Origin of the sequence: Kordia sp., from assembly GCF_045105435.1 — a bacterium.
In the GTDB taxonomy this organism is placed as follows: domain Bacteria; phylum Bacteroidota; class Bacteroidia; order Flavobacteriales; family Flavobacteriaceae; genus Kordia.
The window spans coordinates 1-4731 of the sequence record NZ_JBGCDL010000007.1 but is presented as its reverse complement, the minus strand read 5'-3'; the positions used below and the strand labels follow the sequence as shown (position 1 = coordinate 4731).

The 4731-nt window shown below is 33.9% G+C and carries 3 protein-coding genes; all 3 read left to right on the top strand.

Features of this window, described 5'->3' with window-relative positions; translation table 11 throughout:
• The first annotated feature begins 91 nt into the window (after positions 1-91).
• Positions 92-1069, top strand: coding sequence for a SecDF P1 head subdomain-containing protein (locus AB8B65_RS00250; RefSeq protein ID WP_405298779.1), 978 nt, complete (start codon positions 92-94; stop codon positions 1067-1069).
• Between the two features lie 96 nt (positions 1070-1165).
• On the top strand, positions 1166-1801 hold the full coding sequence (locus AB8B65_RS00245; protein WP_405298778.1) for a hypothetical protein: 636 nt from the start codon (positions 1166-1168) through the stop codon (positions 1799-1801).
• Positions 1802-2019: 218 nt separating this feature from the next.
• A partial coding sequence (gene secDF, locus AB8B65_RS00240) for a protein translocase subunit SecDF (RefSeq protein ID WP_405298777.1) occupies positions 2020-4731 on the top strand: 2712 nt, incomplete at its 3' end.

The window sequence follows — 4731 nt, the reverse complement described above, 5'->3', positions numbered from 1 at the left end:
ATGAAAGGTATGTAAACCATATCACAAAATATAAAAGAGGCTACAACACACATTGTAGCCTTTTTTAGTCTCTTAAAACTTAACAATCGCTATGTTCAAAAATTATACGCTTTATTCATTAGGTATCATTCTTTTTTATACAATAACTGCTTGTGAGAAGCCGCCAAAATTGCCCACGACAAATATTCAATTAAAAATTGTTGATACCAATGTATCCGAAGGTGAAAAAAAACGTGGTATTGTAAACATTCAAAAACGTTTGGAATCGGTTGGAGCAAAAAATATTAGCATTACAGAACAGGAAGATCAAAAAATCACCTTTAATTATGAAGGGAATATAAAACCGCAGACTTTTGAAAAAGCTTTTTCGGTTTCAGGAAAACTAGAATTTTTTGAAGTATGTAATGATAAAGCAGTCATCTATCAAGAATTACGAAAAATATATGCAAGCGAATTGCAAAAAGATGAATTGTTGACGCAAACATCTGCAGAAATAGAAAGTATGGATACTGTTTTAGGAATAAATATAATAGACAATAGTAATATGTCAATTTTTGCAGTTTTTCCTGAGGAAAATATGGCGAAAGTAACTAAAACAGTATTGCAAAAGGAACCATTTTTTGTGAGTAAGCTAAAAAGGAAAATTAAGTTTTTACTAGGAAAGGAAAAAGACAGAGGTAATCATGAGCTATATGCCGTATATGTAAATGCTGAAAACAAGGCGCCTATAGATGGTAGTTATGTAATTGACGTAAGTGTTACAGAATCAAATTATAATGACTCCTATCTTATAAACATTAAAAAAAATGAAGAAGGCGCTAAAATTTGGGAAGAATTGACAACGCATGTGCATCAAACCCATGGAAATATCGCTGTTGTCGTTGATAATATTGTTTATAGTGCGCCATCTGTGCTTAGTGGAGGAATTTCAGGCGGAAATTCGGAAATTTCGTCAAACTTAAACAGAGAAGAAGCGGCAATCTTAGCAGCGGCAATTCGCTCAGGAAATGTTCCAAAAGTGGAAATTGTAAAAATAGAAGTTGTAAAAGAAACAGAGTCTAAAAAGTAAGCCATTTATAAGCAGGACAATAAAATTCAACTACTTAAAGTAAAATAAAATGTAAAAAGACTGCAATAATGTAGTCATAATCTTTATATTTGGCGCATGATTGCAAAAAAGTATTTTAGTGCTTTAATACTCTTTATTACGTTGCTTGGTTTTTACCAAGAGCAAACGCCTGTGCCTAACCAACAAATTGAACTTCAATTTTCGGGTAGTGCAACGGTTTCTTCAAATACAGAAGAAGTAATTGAGGCAATCAAATTACAGCTAGAAGATTTAGGTGTTGCCAATATTCAAGTACGCAAGCAAGCAGACAATACACTTACAATAGCTTATTACAGTAATGAAAATGCAGCGTCGGTTAAAAAACTTTTAATCGAAAAAGGCATTGCGTCCAAAGATAAGTTTCCAGCATCGCCAACGGAAAATAATACGGTAAATTATCAAGAGTTTGCCAGTCTTGACAGTTACGAACTAGATGTTTATGAACTACAAACGACTTCCGATTCTTTTGATGGAACGCACGGAAAGTACATTTTAGATTTACAAAAAGAATACGATAAATCTCCAACACCAAATTCATTTGCGAAAGCCAATTCGCTCATTACGGGAGATTTTAATACAAGTTTAATTGCCAGAATGTATACCGAATCTGGCTATACAACAATTCTTAAAGAAAACATATCTTACGAAATTCCTGATGTTCGCGCAGGACCTTTTACAACTACACTTTCATAAATTTTAGCAATACACTTTAATGCTTTTTGTAAAAGTATTTCATTGTAGCTTGTGTAAAAAATCTATTCAGAATAGAAAATAGACATGCTAAATAGTGTTTTTTTGATACGATCTAAAAGCACTCAAAATCACAATCAAATCACAAACAAAATAATTGTCAAATTACGAGCGAAATTATATAGTTGCCCGTTTAAAAATTTGACCAAAAACACTGAATAATGCAGAACAAAGGACTCGTAAAATTATTTGCGATTTTATTCGGATTGGTAAGTATTTACCAATTATCATTTACATTTATCACGAATAAAATTGAAAACGACGCAAAAACCTTCGCTATATCGCAAGTGCCAAGCACAGAAGGTTCAAAAATAAAGGACATCGCAGACGCAAGAAGTCTCGTTGAAAAATCATACTTAGACTCTATAGATAGAAAAGAGCCTATTAACTTCGGATTCACAAAATTTACATATAGTGAAGCCAAAGAAAAAGAACTAAACAAAGGGTTAGACCTTAAAGGTGGAATCAACGTAATTCTTCAAATCTCGGTAGGAGACATTCTTAAAGGAATGGTAGGGAAAAAAGATGGAGAAACGTTCAACAAAGCATTGGAAAGAGCAAATGAACTACAAAAAGATGCGCAAGAAGATTACGTAGAATCTTTCTTTAGAGCTTTTGATGAGTTAAAACCTGAAGGATTAAAATTAGCAGATCCAGATCTATTCTATACAGCATCTTTGCAGGATGAACTAAAAAAAGACACGTACAACACAGCAGATGATATTGTTCAAAATGTCATCAGAAAAAAGATAGATCAATCAGTTGTATCTGCCAAAGAAGTATTAAACAAACGTATTGATCAATTTGGTGTTACACAACCAAACATTCAGCGTTTAGGAACTTCTGCACGTATCTTAATTGAATTGCCAGGAGCGAAAGATGTAATTCGTATTGAAAAATTATTACAAACAACAGCCGAGTTAGAATTTTGGAAAACAAATAATGACAAGCAAGCATTACTACAGTATTTATTTTTAGCTGATGAAAAGTTAAAAGAACTTCCTGAGTTTGCTACAAAGATAGCAGCAACAACTCAAGATCAAGAAGGTGAAGACGATGTAGAAGCATTGACAACTCCTAAAAACGATTCAGTAAGTATTATAAAACCTTTATTTGATAAAATAAAGCCTTTAACTGGTCCAGGACAAAGTGGTGGTGTTATTGCAACAGCTAAAGCAGAAGACAGAGAAGAAGTACTTAAGTTATTATCAGATCCAATATTAAAGCAAGTAGTGCCAGCAGAATTACGTACGGTACGTTTTGCTTTTGGGAAAAAAGTAAACCCTGATGGTACAATTGACTTATACGCATTAAAAGGAAAGCGTGTAGGAAAAGATGCAGCACCACAAATGAAAGGTGACGTAGTTGATGCAGCAGCACAAAGCTACGGAAATGATAACAAGCCAAATGTTACCATGCAAATGAACGGAATTGGTTCAAAGCAATGGGAAAAACTAACAGGTGAAGTACATGGTAAAAACGGAAACATTGCAGTAGTATTAGATAATATTGTATACTCAGCGCCAAGAGTAACAAGTGGAGCAATTTCTGGAGGAAACACTGAAATTTCTGGTGATTTTTCAATTGAAGAAGCGCAGGATTTAGCAAACGTATTAAGAGCTGGTAAATTACCTGCTCAAGCAGAAATCTTACAATCGGAAGTAGTTGGACCATCATTAGGTCAAGAAGCAATTGATAGCGGTTTAATGTCGTTCTTAATTGCCTTAATATTAGTATTGGTATGGATGGTATTCTACTACGGTAGAGCAGGACTTTTTGCAGATGTTGCCTTAGCGTTTAACATCTTATTAATATTTGGTGTATTGGCCAACTTAGGAGCGGTATTAACTTTACCAGGAATTGCAGGTATCGTATTAACCATTGGTATGTCGGTGGATGCAAACGTACTTTTATTTGAAAGAGTTCGAGAAGAACTTGCCAAAGGAAGAACTTTACAAGAATCAATCTCGCATGCATTTAGCTGGAAAGGAGCTATGTCTTCTATCTTTGATGCGAATATTACAACAGGTTTAACGGCTTTAATCTTATTCTTATTCGGAACAGGACCAATTAAAGGTTTTGCAACTACTTTATTAATAGGTATCGCAACCTCATTATTTACAGCAATCTTTATCACAAGATTATTAATTGATTGGTATGTTGCTAAAGGGAAAAAGTTAGACTTCTCTACAGGAGCTACAAAGAACTTATTCAGAAACATGAATGTAGAGTTCTTAAAGAAGCGTAAAATTGCATATATCATTTCAGGATTAATTATCGCTGTAGGTTTATGGTCAATTACACTTGGAAGCGGATTAAACCAAGGAGTTGATTTTGTTGGAGGACGTTCATTCCAAGTACGTTTTGAAAAGGCAGTAAGTCCACAAGATGTCAAAAAAGCATTAAATACAGTATTTGTAGATGGTGAAAACGCGGTTTCATTAGAAGTAAAAACTTTTGGTGGAGAAAATCAGTTAAAGATTACTACAAACTATAAAGTAAACGAAACAGGGACAGAAATTGACGATCAAATTAAAGCGAAACTGCATACAGGTTTAGCGTCTTACTTAACAAAAGGAATCAGCTACGAAGATTTTGTAGATGGTGCCGAAGGTAAGAAAGAAGGAATTATGAAATCGATCAAAGTAGGGCCAACCATTGCGGATGATATTAAAAAAGCATCATTCTGGGCAGTATTAGGTTCGTTAGTTGTTGTATTCTTATATATCTTATTTCGTTTTAAAAGATGGCAATTCTCAACTGGTGCAGTCGTGGCTGTATTTCATGATGTAATAATAGTATTAGGTATTTTCTCATTACTATATAAATTTATGCCATTTAGTATGGAAATTGACCAAGCCTTTATTGCCGCA